The organism is Devosia sp. MDV22-iso42 (genome assembly GCF_058629155.1).
Genome location: NZ_JBZVWR010000006.1, coordinates 897,744 through 916,191, shown reverse-complemented (window position 1 = coordinate 916,191; position 18,448 = coordinate 897,744). Strand labels below are relative to the sequence as shown.

Annotated in this window: 16 protein-coding genes; 9 read left to right on the top strand and 7 right to left on the bottom strand. The window is 65.1% G+C overall.

All coding sequences use genetic code 11. The annotated features are described in order from the left end of the window. Nucleotides 1-1,413, bottom strand: a complete 1,413-nt coding sequence (locus AC4NN3_RS06105) for an MFS transporter (protein ID WP_491926184.1) — start codon at nt 1,411-1,413, stop codon at nt 1-3. 304 nt (nt 1,414-1,717) lie between these two features. Between AC4NN3_RS06105 and guaB the strand changes: the two genes are divergently transcribed. The 5 genes from guaB to AC4NN3_RS06080 all read left to right on the top strand — a co-directional run bounded on the left by guaB (nt 1,718) and on the right by AC4NN3_RS06080 (nt 6,355). Continuing rightward, nucleotides 1,718-3,220 carry an IMP dehydrogenase gene (guaB, locus tag AC4NN3_RS06100; RefSeq protein WP_193336378.1) on the top strand — a complete coding sequence of 501 codons (1,503 nt, stop codon included), beginning with the start codon at nt 1,718-1,720 and terminating at the stop codon, nt 3,218-3,220. A 445-nt stretch (nt 3,221-3,665) separates the two neighbouring features. Beyond that, complete coding sequence (locus AC4NN3_RS06095; RefSeq protein WP_193336377.1) at nt 3,666-4,091, top strand: MAPEG family protein; 426 nt, start codon at nt 3,666-3,668, stop codon at nt 4,089-4,091. A 9-nt stretch (nt 4,092-4,100) separates the two neighbouring features. Continuing rightward, nucleotides 4,101-5,393, top strand: coding sequence for an RsmB/NOP family class I SAM-dependent RNA methyltransferase (locus AC4NN3_RS06090; RefSeq protein WP_193336376.1), 1,293 nt, complete (start codon nt 4,101-4,103; stop codon nt 5,391-5,393). Beyond that, nucleotides 5,390-5,812 (top strand): hypothetical protein, encoded by a 423-nt coding sequence (locus AC4NN3_RS06085; protein WP_193336375.1) that lies wholly within the window; start codon nt 5,390-5,392, stop codon nt 5,810-5,812. The genes AC4NN3_RS06090 and AC4NN3_RS06085 overlap by 4 nt, the downstream gene beginning before the upstream one ends. 57 nt (nt 5,813-5,869) lie before the next feature. After that, on the top strand, nt 5,870-6,355 hold the full coding sequence (locus AC4NN3_RS06080) for a TspO/MBR family protein (RefSeq protein ID WP_491926183.1): 486 nt from the start codon (nt 5,870-5,872) through the stop codon (nt 6,353-6,355). Here AC4NN3_RS06080 and AC4NN3_RS06075 read toward each other — a convergent pair. Continuing rightward, nucleotides 6,336-7,562, bottom strand: coding sequence for an acyltransferase family protein (locus AC4NN3_RS06075; protein WP_491926182.1), 1,227 nt, complete (start codon nt 7,560-7,562; stop codon nt 6,336-6,338). The genes AC4NN3_RS06080 and AC4NN3_RS06075 overlap by 20 nt on opposite strands. A gap of 149 nt (nt 7,563-7,711) precedes the next feature. Between AC4NN3_RS06075 and guaA the strand changes: the two genes are divergently transcribed. The 4 genes from guaA to AC4NN3_RS06055 all read left to right on the top strand — a co-directional run bounded on the left by guaA (nt 7,712) and on the right by AC4NN3_RS06055 (nt 13,172). Next, nucleotides 7,712-9,283: a glutamine-hydrolyzing GMP synthase gene (gene guaA, locus AC4NN3_RS06070; RefSeq protein ID WP_491926181.1), complete on the top strand. Its 1,572-nt coding sequence runs from the start codon at nt 7,712-7,714 to the stop codon at nt 9,281-9,283. Nucleotides 9,284-9,412: 129 nt separating this feature from the next. After that, a complete protein-coding gene (locus AC4NN3_RS06065) occupies nt 9,413-10,225 on the top strand; it encodes a tetratricopeptide repeat protein (protein WP_491926180.1) in 813 nt (270 codons plus the stop codon). Nucleotides 10,226-10,261: 36 nt separating this feature from the next. Continuing rightward, complete coding sequence (der, locus tag AC4NN3_RS06060; protein ID WP_491926179.1) at nt 10,262-11,713, top strand: ribosome biogenesis GTPase Der; 1,452 nt, start codon at nt 10,262-10,264, stop codon at nt 11,711-11,713. 193 nt (nt 11,714-11,906) lie between these two features. Then, nucleotides 11,907-13,172 carry a hemolysin family protein gene (locus tag AC4NN3_RS06055; RefSeq protein WP_491926471.1) on the top strand — a complete coding sequence of 422 codons (1,266 nt, stop codon included), beginning with the start codon at nt 11,907-11,909 and terminating at the stop codon, nt 13,170-13,172. On the opposite strand, the gene AC4NN3_RS06050 is transcribed toward AC4NN3_RS06055, so the two are convergent. The 5 genes from AC4NN3_RS06050 to radA all read right to left on the bottom strand — a co-directional run bounded on the left by AC4NN3_RS06050 (nt 13,169) and on the right by radA (nt 18,368). Beyond that, nucleotides 13,169-13,771, bottom strand: coding sequence for a GNAT family N-acetyltransferase (locus AC4NN3_RS06050; RefSeq protein WP_491926178.1), 603 nt, complete (start codon nt 13,769-13,771; stop codon nt 13,169-13,171). The genes AC4NN3_RS06055 and AC4NN3_RS06050 overlap by 4 nt on opposite strands. A 9-nt stretch (nt 13,772-13,780) precedes the next feature. Next, complete coding sequence (locus AC4NN3_RS06045) at nt 13,781-14,530, bottom strand: SDR family NAD(P)-dependent oxidoreductase (protein ID WP_491926177.1); 750 nt, start codon at nt 14,528-14,530, stop codon at nt 13,781-13,783. After that, complete coding sequence (purF, locus tag AC4NN3_RS06040) at nt 14,530-16,032, bottom strand: amidophosphoribosyltransferase (protein WP_491926176.1); 1,503 nt, start codon at nt 16,030-16,032, stop codon at nt 14,530-14,532. The genes AC4NN3_RS06045 and purF overlap by 1 nt, the downstream gene beginning before the upstream one ends. A 165-nt stretch (nt 16,033-16,197) precedes the next feature. Further along, on the bottom strand, nt 16,198-16,836 hold the full coding sequence (locus tag AC4NN3_RS06035) for a CvpA family protein (protein WP_491926175.1): 639 nt from the start codon (nt 16,834-16,836) through the stop codon (nt 16,198-16,200). Nucleotides 16,837-16,967: 131 nt separating this feature from the next. Beyond that, nucleotides 16,968-18,368: a DNA repair protein RadA gene (gene radA / locus AC4NN3_RS06030; protein WP_193336363.1), complete on the bottom strand. Its 1,401-nt coding sequence runs from the start codon at nt 18,366-18,368 to the stop codon at nt 16,968-16,970. Between the last annotated feature and the right edge of the window lie 80 nt (nt 18,369-18,448).

Here is an 18,448-nt window from a genome sequence, read left to right as displayed (position 1 = left end):
TCAATCTGCCGAATCTGGCGCCCGGTCACGCCGCTTGAGGGCGATGTGGCCGGAAACGTCGCTGCCGGCATCCACGGGAAGCCGCCAGTAGATATAGCTGGCCAGCGCGCTCAGCGCCCCGACCACGAAGAAGGCGATCTGGAAGTCGACCAGCTGCAGTGCGCTGCCGCGCATCTGCGTGCTGATCTCGAGAATGGCGCCGGCCACCGCCACGCCGAAGGCTACGCTCAGCTGCTGCGCCACGGCGACGATGGCGGTGGCCTGGCTGGCCTCGGCATCGCTGACATCGGCATAGCCCAGCGCATTGGCGCCGGTAAAGAACACCGAGCGCAGCACCCCGCCCGCCAGCAGGATGGCCATCATCAGCGGCACCGGCGTATCGGCCTCGAACAGCCCCTGCGCCGCGATCAGCCCGCCGCCAAAGAAGGCGGCAAAGCCCAGCGTGCGCGGAAAGCCGAATTTCGCATAGACCCGCTCCGCCAGGAACTTGCTCATGATGGCGCCGATGGCCGAGACGAAGGTGATGGCGCCCGATTGGAACGGCGTCAGCCCGAAGCCCAGCTGCAGCATCAGCGGCAGCAGGAATGGCACGGCGCCGACCCCGACCCGGAAGAACGAGCCGCCGATGATCGCCGAGCGGAACAGCCGGTGCCGGAACAGGGCGGGATCAAGCAGCGGATGCTCGGTGCGCCGCGCATGCCAGAAATACAGCACCCCGGCACCCACCCCGATCGCCAGCGTGGCATAGCCATAGGCGATCGGCAGCGCCGGCAGGCTGACCACCGACAGCCCGAAGACCGTGCCGGAAAACGCCACGGCCGCGATCAGGAAACCCTTGAAGTCGAGCTTGCGCGGCGCATGCTCCTCGGGCACCTGCAGATAGATGCTGACCAGGATGATGCCGGCAATGCCGATCGGGATATTGATCCAGAAGATCCAGTGCCAGCTAAGATAGGTGGTCAGGAACCCGCCGATCAACGGCCCGGTCAGCGGCCCCAGCAGCGCCGGAATGGTCAGCCACGCCATGGCCGATACCAGTTCGTTGCGCGGCGTCGAGCGCACCAGCAGCAGCCGGCCCACCGGCGTCATCATCGAGCTGCCAATGCCCTGCAGGAAGCGCGATCCCACAAAGCTCTCGAGCGAAAACGAAAACGAGCAGGCCAGCGAGCCCAGCATGAACACGATAATGGCCGCCCGGAACACGTTCTTGGCCCCGAAGCGGTCGGCCATCCAGCCGCTGATCGGAATGAAGATCGCCAGCGCCACGAAATAGGCCGTCAGCGCCAGCTTGAGCGCAATCGGTTCGCTGCCGATATCGCTGGCAATGGCCGGCAGCGAGGTGGCGATCACGGTCGAATCCATCTGTTCCATGAACAGGGCGACCGCCAGGATGAGGGGTGTGGCGCGGATCACGACAGTTGAACCGGGGAGGAATCGGAAACATCGCGAATGCGACCCCCGCACTATGAACGCGCGACCCGTTCCTGAGAAGCCTCAATGCCATCTTGTATGGTAGAATTATTCTCTTTGCGACCATGCGCTTGGCTCATCCGCCAGCGCTGCCTTCATGTCAAAACTGTCATGCGGGCGCGCCCCCTATGCAAGCCCCGCGGCCGGTGCTATTGACCCTCGCCAACCTGAACCCGACGAAACCACTTCCGCCCGGTTCAACATCCTTCATGTTCTGATCCATTCAGAAGTCCGGAAAGGTCTGGCCTTGGCGAAGATTATTACAACGATCACTGGCGACGCGGCTTTGACGTTTGACGACGTGCTGCTGCAGCCCGCCCGGTCCGACATCCTGCCGACCGAAACCGACATTTCCACTTTTGTGACCAAGGATATCGCGCTCAACCTGCCGATCCTCTCCTCGGCCATGGACACGGTCACCGAAAGCGCCATGGCCATCGCCATGGCCCAGGCCGGCGGCATGGGCGTCATTCACAAGAACCTCACCGCCGAGCAGCAGGCCGAGCAGGTCCGCATGGTCAAGTCGTTTGAAAGCGGCATGGTCATCAATCCCATCACCATCGGCCCGGACGCCACCCTGGCCGATGCGCTGTCGCTGATGCAGTCCAATCGTATTTCTGGCATTCCGGTCGTCGAGAATGGCGGCAAGGGCGGCCGCGCCACCGGCAAGCTGGTCGGCATCCTGACCAATCGCGACGTGCGCTTTGCCTCCCATCCGGCCCAGCCGATCCGCGAACTGATGACCTTTGAAAAGCTCGTCACCGTGCGCGACGGCATCTCCAAGGAAGAGGCCAAGGTTCTGCTGCATACCCACCGCATCGAAAAGCTGCTGGTTGTGGATGCCGATTACCGCTGCACCGGCTTGATCACCGTCAAGGACATCGAAAAGGCCCAGCTCAATCCAAACGCCGTAAAGGATGAGCACGGCCGCCTGCGCGTTGCCGCTGCCTCCACCGTCGGCGATGCCGGCTTCGAGCGCTCGCTGCAGCTGATCGATGCCGGCGTTGACCTGCTGGTCATCGATACCGCCCATGGCCATTCCGTCCGCGTTGCCGAAGCCGTCGAGCGCGTCAAGCGCGAGAGCAATGGCGTGCGCATCGTCGCCGGCAATGTCGCCACCGCCGAGGCGGTCAAGGCGCTGATCGATGCCGGCGCCGATTCCATCAAGGTGGGCATTGGCCCCGGCTCGATCTGCACCACCCGCATCGTCGCGGGCGTCGGCGTTCCCCAGCTGGCGGCCGTCATGGCCTGCGCCGAAGAGGGCGACCGGCACGGCATTCCGGTCATCGCCGATGGCGGCATCAAGTTCTCCGGCGACATGGCCAAGGCCCTGGCCGGCGGCGCGTCCTGCGTCATGGTCGGCTCGCTGCTCGCCGGCACCGATGAAAGCCCCGGCGAGGTCTATCTGCACCAGGGGCGCTCGTACAAATCCTATCGCGGCATGGGTTCGGTCGGCGCCATGGGCTCGGGCTCGGCTGATCGCTACTTCCAGCAGGATGTGCGCGATCAGATGAAGCTGGTCCCCGAAGGCATTGAAGGCCAGGTGCCCTATAAGGGCGCTGCCGGCGCCGTGTTGCACCAGCTCGCCGGTGGCCTGCGCGCCTCCATGGGTTATACCGGCGCCCACAATCTCAAGGACTTCCGCGACAATGCGGTCTTCGTCAAGATTTCCGGCGCTGCCCTCAGCGAAAGCCACGTCCACGACGTGACCATCACCCGCGAATCCCCCAACTACCGCTCCGGCCGCTAGGCCGGGGCAGGGGGACTTCTCCACCTGTAGACCGTCACCCTCGGGCTTGACCCGAGGGCTCTACACTTGCCGAAAGTCGGTCACATTGTGCCGTTTATCCTCGCGTCCCGACCCCGTGCCATAATCAGGCCCATCACCCCGCATGGGCGGCCTGCAGGCGAACAGTGGCGCGGTGAGCCGGGTGGAGGTTTTGCCTCTTCCACAGGTTCCAAGTTCGGTTGCGACAGGGCGAGCGACCCCTAGGACCGGACAGTCCCAAAAACCGGCACCCCGAGGCGAGCGTCGTCTCATTTTTTAAATTTACCAGAGGCGATCGCCGCCTCGGGGTCCGTCCACCTGCCTCCAACCGCCCGGTTATCGCCGCGCGGATCCTTCCCCTGCCAGAAATGCCATGCATCCAGAAGCCCTTGCCGCGCGTATAGGACACTTTAGCGGAGCTGCACTCATGCCCCTCGTCGCCAAGCTCCTGATCCTGTCCATCGCCGCCCAGGCCTTGCTGACCGTGGCCATCCTTGTGCTGATGGGCCGCGAGCGCGTGCCGCGCGTCATGTCGGGCGAAATTCCCATGGCCGACATTGCCGTCGAGCGCACCGCCTATCCCCTCCGGGCGCGGCTGCTCTCCAACAGCTTCGACAACCAGTTCCAGCTGCCGGTGCTGTTCTACGTCGCGGCCCTGCTGGCCCTTCTGCTGGGCGGCGTCACCTGGCTCGAAGTCGTCGCTGCCTGGCTCTTCGTGGCCCTGCGCTACGTCCACGCCATCATCCATGTCACCACCAATCACGTCCTGCGGCGCTTCACTGTCTACAGCGCCGGCCTTGCGGTTCTGGTCATCCTCTGGCTAATGGTCCTCTTTCGCGTCTTCCTTACCTGAGCTTGCCCCATGCGCCTTCCAGGCCGCCTCTCTGCCGCTATTGCCGTGTTGACCGATGTCGAGACGCGCAAGCGCCCGGTCTCCGAAGCGCTCAAGGCCTGGGGCATCGCCAACCGCTTTGCCGGGGCCGGTGATCGCGCCGCCATCGGCAACCTGGTCTATGACGCCCTGCGCCGCCGCGCTTCGCATGCCGCCCTGATGGCCGATGACAGCCCGCGCGCGCTGGTGCTGGCCGTCGCTATCCGCGATTGGGCCATGGACCCCGCCGCCCTCAATGAGAGCTTCGCCACCGACGATCACGCGCCCGCGCCCTTGAGCGTCGAAGAAATCGCCCGCGTCACCGGCCCCTTGCCCGAGGACACTCCGGCCTATATCCGCGCCGACGTGCCCGAATGGCTCGCCGCCTCGCTCGAACGCGCCTTTGGCGAAAACTGGATCGCCGAGGGCGGGGCCATGGCCGGCCGCCCCTCGCTCGATCTGCGTACCAATGCCCTCAAGGCCCAGCGCGACCGCGTGCTCAAGTCGCTTGACCGGTTTCACCCCGTGCCCACCGCCATTGCCGCGCTTGGCGTCACCATGCCGGCCGGCCCGGGCGATGCCCGCACCCCCAATGTCACCACCGATGAGGGCTACCTCAAGGGCTGGTTCGAGGTGCAGGACCAGGGCAGCCAGATCGTCGCTGCGCTCGCTGGCGCCGCGCCGGGCGACCAGGTGCTCGATCTGTGCGCCGGCGCGGGCGGCAAGACCCTGGCTTTGGCCGCGGCCATGGGCAACAAGGGCCAGATCTTTGCCTATGACAGCGACCGCAACCGCCTGGCGCCGATCTATGACCGGCTCAAGCGCAATGGCGCCCGCAATGTCCAGGTCCGCGCCCCGCTGCCCGGCGCGCTCGACGACCTCGTCGGCAAGATGGATCGCGTCATCATCGACGCCCCCTGTACCGGCACCGGGACCTGGCGGCGCCGCCCCGATACCAAGTGGAAGCTCTCGCCCGAGCTGCTGGCGCAGCGCGTCGCCGAACAGGCCGCCATTCTCGCCGAGGGCCAGCGTTTCCTCAAGCCGGGCGGGGCGCTGGTCTACATCACCTGCTCCATCCTGCCCGAAGAGAATGATGATCAGGTTGCCACCTTCATCGCCGCCCATCCCGGCTTCGGCTCGGCCGATGCGAGTGCCCTCTGGCAGACCGCCTTCGGCAGTGCCGCGCCCGCCGGCACCCTGACGGCCGGCGGCGGCATCGCCCTGACCCCGCGTCTGACCGCCACCGATGGCTTCTACGTCAACATCCTGCGCCGCGCCGCATGACGCAGGAGCAGCCCGAGGCCGAAAAACGGCGCGCGCTCATCACCATCCGCATCTTCATCATTGCGGGCGTGGCCCTGGTCGCCAGCGCTGCGGCGGCGCTCTGGTTTGCCATGCCGGCCCCCGATACCAGGCACGTGCTTGCCGCGCCCTCGGGAAACCGGTCTGTCGAGCTGTCCGAGCGCTGCACGCCCATGGGCTGCCAGCGCGTCACCATTGCCGACATCATCCAGCCCGATGGCAGCCACCGGCGCAGCGGCTGCCTGCCGCAGCGCGCCGAGACGACGCCGCTCTTTGCCACCGTTACGGGCCGCTGGTCGGCCGGCGAGGATAGCGTCAGCGTGGATTTTACCCCCGATGAGGGGGCATCGGGTACCATGACCATCGTGCTGGCCGACTGCATCCTGCCCGAGGGGCAGTGAACCGTAGCCCTGCCGCCAGCGTAACCAGACCAGAACCAGTTTACGGAACTGCCCGATATGACCGCTGCACCAACCATCGACTACGGCGCCCCCCGCACCTGGGTCACCCTGGCGGTCTTCCTCGTCGTGGTCATCGGCGTCGGCGGCCTGATCGGCACCCAATCCATTCCTGGCGCCTGGTACGAGGGGTTGACCAAGCCACCCTTTAATCCGCCAAACTGGATCTTCGGACCGGTCTGGACCACGCTCTACGTCATGATCGCGGTGGCCGGCTGGCGCATCTGGATGCTGGCGCCCAGCAGTACCGCGATGAAGGTCTGGTTCGCCCAGATGGGTTTCAACTGGATCTGGTCGCCCATCTGGTTCATCGGGCAGATGCTCTGGCCCGCCTTTGCCGTGATCCTGGTTATCCTCGGGCTGATCATTGCCTTCATCCTGGTGGCACGGCGTGTCGACCGGCTTTCGGCCTGGTTGTTTGTTCCCTACGCAGCATGGGTCGGTTTTGCGTCGTTGCTCAACCTGTCTATTGCCCTGCTGAACTGACAGGGCGGGCGACGAGGGGCTTTTTGCCCACTCGGCCCTCGAGCCCGCGAGCCCAGCGCACGGCCGGGCGTTCGAGCAGGTAGAAGCTCGCCGTCGCCACGGCAAAGCTGATGACCAGGGTCACCGCGGTCGACCACAGCCAGACCGTCCAGGCATCGTCCCCACGCGAGTCAAAGGCCGGCGGCACCAGCCGCGCCAAAAGCCCAATCACCAGGAAGTGCCAGATATAGATGCCGAACGAAATCTCGGCGACATAGCGCGACAGGCGGTTGTCCAGCAGCCGTCCGGCCATGACCGAGGAGGGCAGGGCGACGAGCGCCGCCCCGATGGCCAGCGGCATGGCCGGGAAGCCATAGGGAACGCCCAGCCAGCCAAAGCCCTCGTTGAGCCCGCCAATATGGCTGGCCATCACCCAGCCGGCCGCCAGCACTGCCAGCACGCCGAGCACGTCGAAGGCCCAGTGCCGCAGATGGCCTACCTGCACCTGCACCCCGGCGGCCAGCGCGCCCAGGGCAAAAATGGCAAAAAAGCCGATCGGATTGAAACGCGGCATCCAGGCCTTGGCCCCGCCGATCAGCCCGTGATTCCAGCCGCGCCCGACCTCGTCGATCGGCGCCCATTGGACCACCGCCGCATGCGCCACCAGCACCAGCCCGATCACGCCCAGCCAGGCCAGCCGGGCGGTCCATCCGCCTTTGCCGAGCAGGAACAACCCCGCCAGGCACAGCGGCAGCAGCGCATAGGACGTGACCTCAAAGCCGATCGACCACAGCGGGCCGTTATTGTCGACGGGAAACAGCGTCAGCCAGTGCCAGTCACTGACCAGGAAAAACCCGGCCAGAAACCGGATAACGTGCTCGCCATCGAGGTCGCTGCCGCTCACCGTGATGCTCAGCACCAGGCTCACCACCAGCGCCAGCCAGAAGCCGGGCAGGATGCGGGCGGCGCGGCGCAGCGCGAACACGCCCAGGTCAGGCATGGCCTCGCCCCGGTCCAGCGCCAGCCAGAACGGCCGGGCCAGCAGGAAGCCGCTGAGCACGAAAAATACCGCCACGCCAAAGCTGCCCATGACCAGGAAATCCAGCACCGGCCGAATGCCCTCGGGCGCCTTGTTGAGGTCGAGGCGGAACGCCACATGGTGCAACAGCACTAGCATGCAGGCGGCGGCGCGCAGAAAGTCGGCGCCGGACAATCGGTGAGGGGACACGGGAGAACTCTGGCTGGAACAGGACGCGCATGGCGCGGAACGTTCCCTATCGCATTTGGTTGCCCGGCGCACTGCTATCCTCGCTCCGGCACGGCCGTCCTGCACGCCACCATCTTGCGGAATCTCGCCAGCACAGCTAAGGGCTTGCCATGAAAACGCCAGACCCCACAGACAACCAGCAATCGATCCTCATCGTCGACTTCGGCTCGCAAGTCACCCAGTTGATCGCGCGCCGCATTCGCGAGACCGGGGTCTATTGCGAAATCCATCCCTTCAACAAGGCGGCGGAGGCCTTCGCGGCGCTGCAACCCAAGGGCGTGATCTTTTCGGGGGGACCCGCTTCGGTCACCGACGCAGGCAGCCCGCGCGCGCCGCAGTCGATCATCGATTCAGGCCTGCCGATCCTGGCCATCTGCTATGGCCAGCAGACCTTCTGCCTGCAACTGGGCGGCAAGGTGGAAGGCGGTCATCACCGCGAATTCGGTCGGGCCGATGTGGAAATCCTGCAGCCCAGCGCGCTGTTCGACGGTGTTTGGGAAGTCGGTGGCAAATATCCGGTCTGGATGAGCCATGGCGATCGCGTCACCGAACTGCCCGAGGGCTTTACGGTCATGGCGACCTCGCCCAACGCGCCCTTCGCCATTGCCGGCGATGAATCCCGCAAGCGCTACACCACCATGTTCCACCCCGAAGTGGTGCACACGCCCGATGGCGGCAAGCTGCTGGCTAATTTCGTGCACAACATCGTTGGCCTCAAATCCGAATGGAACATGGCCACCTACCGCGCCAAGATGATCGAAAAGATCCGCGCCCAAGTCGGCACGTCAAAGGTCATCTGCGGCCTGTCCGGGGGCGTCGATTCCTCGGTGGCCGCCGTGCTCATCCACGAAGCCATCGGCGATCAGCTCACCTGCATCTATGTCGACCATGGCCTGATGCGCCTCAACGAGAGCGAACAGGTCGTCACCATGTTCCGCGACGAGTATAATATCCCGCTCGTCCATGTCGACGTCTCGCAGGTGTTCCTGCGCGAACTCGATGGCGTCTCCGATCCCGAGACCAAGCGCAAGATCATCGGTCGCCTCTTCATCGAGACCTTCGAGGAAGAAGCCAGAAAGCTCGGCGGCGCCGACTTCCTTGCCCAGGGCACGCTCTATCCCGACGTCATCGAATCGGTGTCCTTCACCGGCGGCCCCTCGGTCACCATCAAGAGCCACCACAATGTCGGCGGCCTGCCCGAGCGCATGAACATGCAGCTCGTCGAGCCGCTGCGCGAACTGTTCAAGGATGAAGTGCGCGTCCTCGGCCGCGAACTGGGCCTGCCCGAAAGCTTCATCGGTCGCCACCCGTTCCCCGGTCCCGGTCTGGCCATCCGCTGCCCCGGCGGCATTACCCCGGAAAAGCTCGACATCCTGCGCCAGGCCGATGCCATCTATCTCGACGAGATCCGCAAGTCCGGCCAGTACGACAAGATCTGGCAGGCCTTTGCCGTGCTGCTTCCGGTGCAGACCGTCGGCGTCATGGGCGATGGCCGCACCTATGAATTCGTCTGCGCCCTGCGCGCCGTGACCTCGGTCGATGGCATGACCGCCGATTTCTACCAGTTCGACATGAACTTCCTCGGCAAGACCGCGACCCGCATCATCAACGAAGTCCGCGGCATCAACCGCGTCGTTTATGACGTCACCAGCAAGCCCCCCGGCACCATCGAGTGGGAATAATTCCCGGGCACTGCCGTCGCGGTTAGAATTGCAGCGATCACGGCGGTAACGCCGTGCCCGCTACATTTGCATTCCCCCGGCAAAGTGCTAAACGTGCGCTCCAATTCGAACCCGACGATTAGGCAGACCATGGCCGAAGACAATATTTTCCGCGAAGTTGACGAGGAGCTGCGCAGCGACCGCATGCGCGCGCTCTGGCGTCGGTTTGCGCCCTATGTGATCGGTGCTGCTGTTGGCGTCGTGGCTATCGTTGCCGTCAACGAGGGTTGGTCCTGGTACAACTCAAACAACGCTGCGCAGTCTTCTGACCAGCTTTACGCCGCCTTTGCGCTGGTTGACGGCGGTGATCTGGCCGCGGCCCAGACCCAGCTTGATCTGGTGATCGCCGATGGTACCGGCAATTATCCCGTCCTGGCCGAGTTCCGCAAGGCGGGCGTTCTGGCCAAGGACGGCAAGGTCGCCGAGGCCGTCGCTGCCTATGACGCCCTGGCCAATAGCCAGTCCAACACCCGCCTGCGCGAGCTCGCTCTCGTCCTGGGCGGCACGCTCATGGTCGATGCCGGTACGCTGGCCGATGTCGAGGCGCGCGTCGGCAGCGTCGCTACCGATGCCAGCCCGCTGCGCAACGCGGCGCGCGAAGCGCTTGGCCTGGCCCAGTACAAGGCCGGCGACTTCACCGCTGCCCAAGCCAGCTTCAATGCGGTCATCAACGACCCGCTGACCCAGACCAGCACGCGCAACCGCATGGGCTATTATCTGGCACAGTTGCTCGCCCAGGGCGCGGTTGCGCCAGAGGTCGAGACCGATGCCGATGCGGCGGCTATCGCCATTGACGCCATTGTCGACGACGAGGCGCCTGAAGCCGACGCCGCCACTACGCCTGCAACACCGGCAACCGATGCATCGGCCGCCCCCACCGAGACCGCTCCAGCCGCGCAATAGCGACTGCCGTCTCCCGCCTGATCGGAAGCAAGTTTCATGACCGTCACCGTCGCCATTGTCGGTCGCCCCAACGTTGGTAAGTCCACGCTCTTCAATCGCCTGGTCGGTCGCAAGATCGCCCTGGTCGACGATACCCCCGGCGTCACGCGCGACCGCCGCGAGGCCGAGGGCCGCATCGCCGACCTGACCTTCCGCATTCTCGATACGGCCGGCTATGAGGATGTCACCGATGGCAGCCTTGAAGACCGCATGCGCCAGCAGACCGAGATGGCCATTCGCGAAGCCGATGTCATCCTGTTCATGATCGACGCCCGCGCTGGCGTCGTGCCGCTTGATCAGCGTTTTGCTCAGGTGCTGCGCAAGGCCGGCAAGACGGTGCATCTGGTTGGCAACAAGGCCGAGAGCGGCGCCGCCGAAGCGGGCCTGGTCGAAGCCTTCAAGCTCGGCTTTGGCGAGGCCATCGCGCTCTCTGCCGAGCACGGCCTGGGCCTGTCCGAACTCTATTCCATCGTCTCGGCGGCCATCGACAAGGCGGCGCTTGAGCGCGGTGCCGAAGAGATCGCCGACATGGATCTGATGCCGGCTGTCGATGTCGACATCACCCCCGACATGCTTGAGGGCGAGGGCGACGAAGCCACGCTGCGCTGGAATCCCAACCGCTACCTCAACGTCGCCATTGTCGGGCGTCCCAATGCCGGCAAGTCGACGCTGATCAACCGCATGGTCGGCGAAGAGCGCGTGCTGGTCGGCCCCGAGGCCGGCATCACCCGCGATTCCATCCTGGTCCCCTGGGAATGGGAAGGCCGCGTTATCAACCTGGTCGACACTGCCGGTATCCGCCGCCGCGCCCGCGTCACCGAAAAGCTGGAGAAGCTGGCCGTTGGCGACAGCCTGCGCTCGATCCAGTATGCCGAAGTCGTCGTGCTGATGCTCGACGCGACGGTGCCCTTTGAAAAGCAGGATCTGGCGCTGGCCGATCTGGTGGAACGCGAGGGCAGGGCGCTCGTCATCGCCGTCAACAAGTGGGACCTCATTGAGGACAAGAACGCCGCTCTGGCGCACTTGAAGGAAGCCTGCGAGCGCCTGCTGCCGCAGTTGCGCGGCGTTCCTCTGGTGACCCTGTCCGGCCTCACCGGCAAGAATATCGACAAGCTGATGGCCGCGATCTTCAAGATCGAGCGCACCTGGAACACCCATATCTCCACCGCCCGTCTCAATCGCTGGCTGCAGGGCATGGTCGATGGACATCCGCCTCCGGCCGTGTCGGGCCGCCGTCTCAAGCTGCGCTACATGACGCAGGCCAAGACCAGGCCGCCCAGCTTTATCCTCTTTGCTTCGCGCCCCGACGTGTTGCCGACCTCCTACCAGCGCTACCTGGTCAACGGCATGCGCGAGGCCTTCGACATCAAGGGCTCGCCCATCCGTCTGTGGGTGCGCGCCGGCAGCAATAATCCCTATGACGACAAGACCAAGCGCCGGCTGGGCTGATCCCGTCGTCCGAACCGTTTCTGTGGGGCCCCATCGTGGGCCCCGCTTCTTTTCAGCAGCGTCTGCGCTTGTCCCGCGACTTATTCGTCCAGGCCATGGTGCAAAGCCATGCTTTGCCCCTATATTGCCGCCGAAGCGACCCGATACCGAGTGCGGGGCCGCATGATTTGATAGTCCCTTGTTCGTAGAAATTCTGATCGTCGTCGTTCTGACCATCGTCAACGGCCTCCTGGCCATGTCGGAACTGGCCGTCGTCTCAGCCCGACCCGCGCGCCTGCGCGCCATGGCCGACCAGGGCAATCACGGCGCCGCCATCGCCATCACGCTTGCCGAGGACCCGGGCAAGTTCCTCTCCTCGGTACAGATCGGCATTACCCTTGTCGGTATCCTGTCGGGCGCATTTTCCGGCGCCACCCTGGGCCTCCGTCTCACCGACTGGCTCGAATCCGTCGGCGTTGCCGACAATGTCGCCGATATCGTCGGCGTTGGCGTGGTTGTCGTGGCCATCACCTATATTTCTCTGATCCTGGGCGAACTGGTGCCCAAGCAGATCGCCCTGCGCGATGCCGAAGGCGTTGCCGCTCGTGTCGCCCCCGCCATGAAGCTGATCGCCGCGGTGGGTTCGCCCGTCGTCTGGCTGCTCGACGTCTCGGGCAAGGCCGTGCTGGCTCTGCTGGGCCAGGCCGGCCAGTCCGAGGAGCGGGTGACCGAGGAGGAGGTCAAGACCATGATCGCCGAGGCCACCACCGCCGGCGTGATCGAAAGCGACGAGCATTCGATGATCTCGGGCGTCATGCGCCTCGCTGACCGCTCGGCCCGCGGCCTGATGACGCCGCGCCTCGATGTCGACGTGCTCGACCTCTCCGACGAGAGCGAGGACATCCGCCGCACCATTCTGAGTACCAGCCGCTCGCGCCTGCTGGTGCAGGATGGCGACGCCGATTCCATCATCGGCGTGGTGGCCATCAAGGACATTATCGGCGTCTTCGCCAATGGCCTGCCGCTAGAACTGCGCCGCTTCGTGCAGCCTGTGCCCGTGGTCATGGACCATGCCGATGCCTTGGACGTGGTGCGCGCCATCCGCAATTCCACCGTGCACATGGCCCTGGTGGTCGATGAATACGGCCACTTCGAGGGCATCGTCACCTCGGCCGACATTCTCGAGGTCATCACCGGCGTCTTCCAAGAAGAAACCGGCGATGACCCGGCCATTGTCAGGCGCGAGGACGGCTCCTGGCTGGTCGCCGGTTGGATGCCGGTGGACGAGTTCGGCGACAAGCTCAAGATTGCCATCCCGCGCGACGCCAAGTTCGAGACGGTCGCCGGCTACGTGCTCTCCATCATCAATCGTCTGCCGGCGGTTGGCGAGACCTTTGAGCATGATGGCTTCAAGTTCGAAGTGGTCGATCTGGATGGCCGTCGCATCGACAAGATCCTGATGACGCGTCTGCCCGCCTAACTCGCCAGCTTCATGCCCATCCAGATCGTCCGTCCGATGGTCTGGAGCGGCACGAAGCCGCTGCGCTGCCAGAAGGCCACGCCGCCGACATTGCCCGCATTGGCGCCCAGGTGGATGCCCTTCACGCCGGCATCCCGCGCCATGGCCACCCAGCGCTGCAGCAGCATGGTGCCCACGCCTTGGCCGCGCAGCCGGCTGCGCAGGTTCATGTGGATATGGGCGGGATAGTCCGCCACGATCGCGGCGGGGTTGCGCTCGGGCGTGCGGATCGCCGCAATCCGCTGCCGGTCGGCCGCCGTCAAGGCCGGTGAGGCTTCGGCATAGCGTTGCCGCAGGGCCGGCCACCAGTCGCGCTCCTGGAGTGCGGCAAAGCCGTCGGTATCGAACGTGCCGACAATATAGCCGGCGACGCCCAGGTCATCTTCGGCCAGCAGCACCCGTTCGGGCTCCAGCACCCCATAGGGCGCCGCATAGAGCTGTCCGATGAGCTCGGGATCGCTGTGCAGGGCAGACGCGTCCTGGCCGGACGCGCCCGTCGTCAGGCAGATATCGTAAAGCGCCGGCAGGTCGTCTGGCCGATAGCCGCGGATCGTCACCATGCCGCCCGCCTAGAGATCGCTGGTGGTGCCGCTGCCGGCGTCATAGAGCTTGCCGCTCAGCTTGAACGCGGGGCTGATCATGTCGACCAGCTTGGGCGCAATGTCGGCTGGCTTGGGCAGCGTCGCCGGATCTTCCCCCGGCATTGCCTTGGCGCGCATCGCCGTGCGCACAGCGCCGGGATAGAACACGTTCACCTTGACCTTGGACTGCTCGAGCTCGGCCGCATAGGACTTCACCATGGCGTCGACGGCGGCCTTGCTGGCGGCATAGAGCCCCCAGAACGGCCGCGCCGACCTGGCCGACGAGGATGACACGAACACCGCCCGCCCCGCCTCGGCCTGCCGCAACAGCAGGTCTGTCGAGCGGATCAGCCGGTAATTGGCTGTCACATTGACCGCCATCACCTTGTCGAAGTCCTCGGGCTTTACATGGGGCAGGGGGCTGAGCACGCCCAGCTGTCCGGCATTGGCGATCAACCCGTCCAGAGCACCCCAGCGCTCGAAAATGGCCGCGCCGAGCCTGTCGATGGCATCGCCATCGCGCAGGTCCAGTGGCACCAGCGTCGCCGACGATCCCAGGTCCTGGATCTCATCGTCCAGTTCCTCAAGGCCGCCCACGGTGCGCGCAACGGCAACCACATGCGCGCCGCGCCGCGCCGCCTCGAGAGCGGCCGCATAGCCGATCCCGCGCGAAGCGCCGGTTACCAGGATGACCTTGCCTGCCAGGTCCTGGCGGGCCTGATCCGAAGTCTGAGCCATCAACCGGCCTCTTTCAGCATGGAAACATGTTTGGGGTCATTCCGGCCACGCCCGTCGAGGTCGGTCAGCGGCGTGGGGTAGTCACCCGTAAAATAATGGTCGGTGAACTGTGGCGTCTTGTTATTGCGCTTTTCGCCGCCCACGGCCTCGTAGAGCCCGTCGATCGACAGGAAAGCCAGCGAATCCGCACCGATGAACTTGCACATCGATTCCAGCGTCGCGTGCTGGTTGGCCAGCAGCATTTCGGGGTCGGGCGTGTCGATGCCGTAATAGTCCGAATAGGAGATCATCGGGCTCGCCACGCGGATATGCACCTCGGTCGCGCCGGCATCACGGATCATCTGCACGATCTTAAGTGACGTCGTGCCGCGCACGATCGAGTCATCGATCAGCACCACGCGCTTGCCGGCAATCTCGGCCCGGTTGGCCGAATGCTTGAGCTTGACCCCGAAGGCCCGGATCGACTGGGTCGGCTCGATGAAGGTGCGGCCGACATAGTGGTTGCGGATGATGCCCAGCTCGAACGGAATACCGCTCGCCTGAGCGAAGCCGATTGCCGCTGGCGTGCCGCCATCGGGAACGGGGACGACCACGTCTGCCTCGACTGGTGCCTCCTTGGCTAGGTTGATGCCCATGCGCTTGCGGGCGCCATAGACACTGCGGCCCGAGACCACCGAATCGGGTCGGGCAAAGTAGACATATTCGAACAGGCAGGGGCGCTCGGGCACGGCGCGTGCTGCCTTGCGCGCCTCGATGCTGATCGAGCCGTCGGGCTGGACTTCGCAGATCACCACTTCGCCATTCTCGACATCGCGGATATATTTGGCGCCGATCATGTCGAGTGCACAGGTCTCAGAGCAGAAGATCGGCTTGCCGTCGAGCTCGCCCATCACCAGCGGCCTGATGCCGATCGGGTCGCGCGCTGCGATCAACTTGGTCCGGGTCATCGCCAGCATGGCGTAACCGCCCTCCATCTGCCGGATGGCGTCGATGAAGCGATCAGTCGAGGAGCTGTGGCGCGACCGTGCCACCAGGTGCAGCACCACCTCGGTGTCTGAGGTCGACTGGCAGATGGCACCGGTGGCGATGATCTGCCGCCGCAGCGTCAATCCATTGGTGAAATTGCCATTATGGGCAATGGCAATGCCGCCGTCGCCCAGTTCGGCAAACAGTGGCTGCACATTGCGCAGCGCCACTTCGCCGGTGGTCGAATAGCGCGTATGGCCCATCGCCATGGCGCCAGGCAGCTTGGCCAGCAGCACGGGGTCGGTATAGTGGTCGCCGACCAGCCCCATGCGCTTTTCGGCATAGAACTGGCGGCCATCGAAACTGACGATGCCGGCCGCTTCCTGGCCGCGGTGCTGCAGCGCATGCAGCCCCAGTGCGGTCAGCGCCGCCGCGTCGCTATGCCCCAAAATGCCAAACACGCCGCACTCTTCATGCAGCGTGTCGCCATCAATATCAAAACGGTCATCGCTGGGATGGTTCAACGGGCTCTCCATGCCAATGCTGCCTCAACCGCGGTTACCGCGGGGTCGCGCTTCGCGAGCGGGCCAGAGCTGGAAACATTCCCAATCCCTAGACCATTTTCCGGGTCCCGACCATTGCCTTGCACGGCGGTCAGGGTTGTGGCGAGCGCTATGCCCTCGCCAAAAAGTGTTCTGGCGTCAGGCGCCTGGCGCCGGCGTGATTGCCGCTGGCGGCGTGATTGTCGATGGTGGCGTGCTGTCTTCAATGGCGTCGGTGCCATCTTCGACCGGCGCGGCCGGGCCTGCTGCATTTTCGTCGGTCAGGCCGGTGCCGCCCTTGAGAATCTGCGTCACCTGCTGCTCAAGTTCGGGCGGCAGCATGGAAATCAGCGTATTGCCCATCGTCTGCAGATGCGGCAGCGACTGCGAGTTGGCAGCCCATGGCGGCAGATTGTTGGGCAGCAGCCAGGTGCCGAAAATCGTGATCACGATGGCGATCAGAACGCCGCGCAGCACGCCGAAGACAAAGCCCAGCGTCCGGTCGATCGGCCCGACGCGGCTGTCCACCACGAAATCGGCAATGCGCATGGTCAGCAGATGCAGCACGATCAGCGCGATGATGAAGGTCACCACGACGGTGGCGATATCGGCCACCAGCGGCTCCGCAATATAGCCGCGCGCGATTTCAGGATGATACTGCCACATATAGATGGCAATGGCAGCCGAGCCGGCCCATGTTGCCAGCGACAGCACTTCACGGGTCAAGCCACGGGCGGTTGCCAGGATTGCTGAAATCAGCACCAGCACACCCACACCAACGTCGAACGCTGTCAGCATCTTTGTTCGCCAAGCTCCTGTCGCCGTCCCCGGCTGTGTCGGGCCTCGTTTAGCGGCTTTGCATGCCGCTGCCAAGGGTTGCCCGCGCCTTCACGCACGATCTGCTAACAATCGGGCGCGCTGTCATTGCTTTACCACTCCTCGCGGTCTGGCTCACGCGGCTTGCCATTGGCAGCGATGCGCCCCACCAGTTCCTGCAGGTTGGTATACTCCGATACGTCCAGCCCGCTATTGCGATCAGCACTGCCCAGCCGGCCGGTTGACACCGATTTGAAGCCCAGCTTCTGCGCCTCGCGCAGCCGCAGCGAACCATGCACCACCGGCCTAACCCCGCCGGCCAGCGAAATCTCGCCGAAATAGACCGAATCCGAGGGCAGGGGCGAACTGGTCAGCGACGAGATCAGCGCCGCCGCCACCGCCAGGTCGGCCGCCGGCTCGTTGATCTTGAGGCCGCCCGCGACGTTGAGATAGATGTCATTGGCCCCGATCCGCACCCCGCAGCGGGTTTCGAGCACTGCCACCACCATGGACAGCCGCGACGCATCCCAGCCCACCACGGCCCGGCGCGGCGTGCCCAGCGGGGAGGGGGATACCAGCGCCTGGATCTCGATCAGAATCGGTCGCGTCCCCTCCATGCCGGCAAACACCGCCGAGCCCGCCGCGCCTTCGTCGCGCTGGTCGAGGAACAGGGCCGACGGATTGGCGACCTCTTCGAGTCCCAGTTCGGTCATGGCGAACACCCCGATCTCGTCGGTCGCGCCATAGCGATTCTTCACCCCGCGCAAAATCCGGAACGTGTGGCTGGTGTCGCCCTCGAAATACAGCACCGCATCGACCATGTGCTCGACCACGCGCGGCCCGGCAATCTGCCCGTCCTTGGTGACATGCCCCACCAGCACCACCGCCGCGCCGCTCTTTTTGGCAAAGCGCGTCAGCGCCTGGGCCGAGGTGCGCACCTGTGTAACCGTACCTGGCGCGCTGTCCACCCGGTCGGTCCACAGCGTCTGGATGGAATCGATGATTACCAGGTCGGGCGGCGGGCCGCTTTCCAGCGTCGCCAGGATGATCTCGACATTGGTCTCGGCTGCCAGCAGCACCGGCGCCTCGCCCAGGCCGAGCCGCTGGGCCCGCAGGCGGACTTGTGCCACCGCCTCCTCGCCGGAGACATAGACGACGCGCCGCCCCAGATTGGCCAGCGCGGCCGCCGCCTGCAGCAGCAGCGTCGATTTACCGATGCCCGGATCGCCACCCACCAGCAGGGCCGAACCCATCACGAAGCCGCCGCCGGTCACCCGGTCCAGCTCGGCAATGCCGCTGACCACGCGGGCAGCGCTTTCCGTCTCGCCGGACAGCGGCACCAGATTGGCCGGCCGGCTGCCGGCCTTGGCCGACTTCGGCCCGGCGCCGACCCCTGAATCGGTCATCTCCTCGACAATGGTATTCCACTCGCCACACGCATCGCAGCGCCCCTGCCAGCGGGTCGTGGTCGCGCCGCAGGATTGGCAGACGAAGGACGAACGGGATTTGGCCAAGACAAACCTTTCACGAGGCGGACGGCCGCGCCATCGCGCCGCCCGTCATCGCGCGCGATCATACTGCATCGAGCTTGATG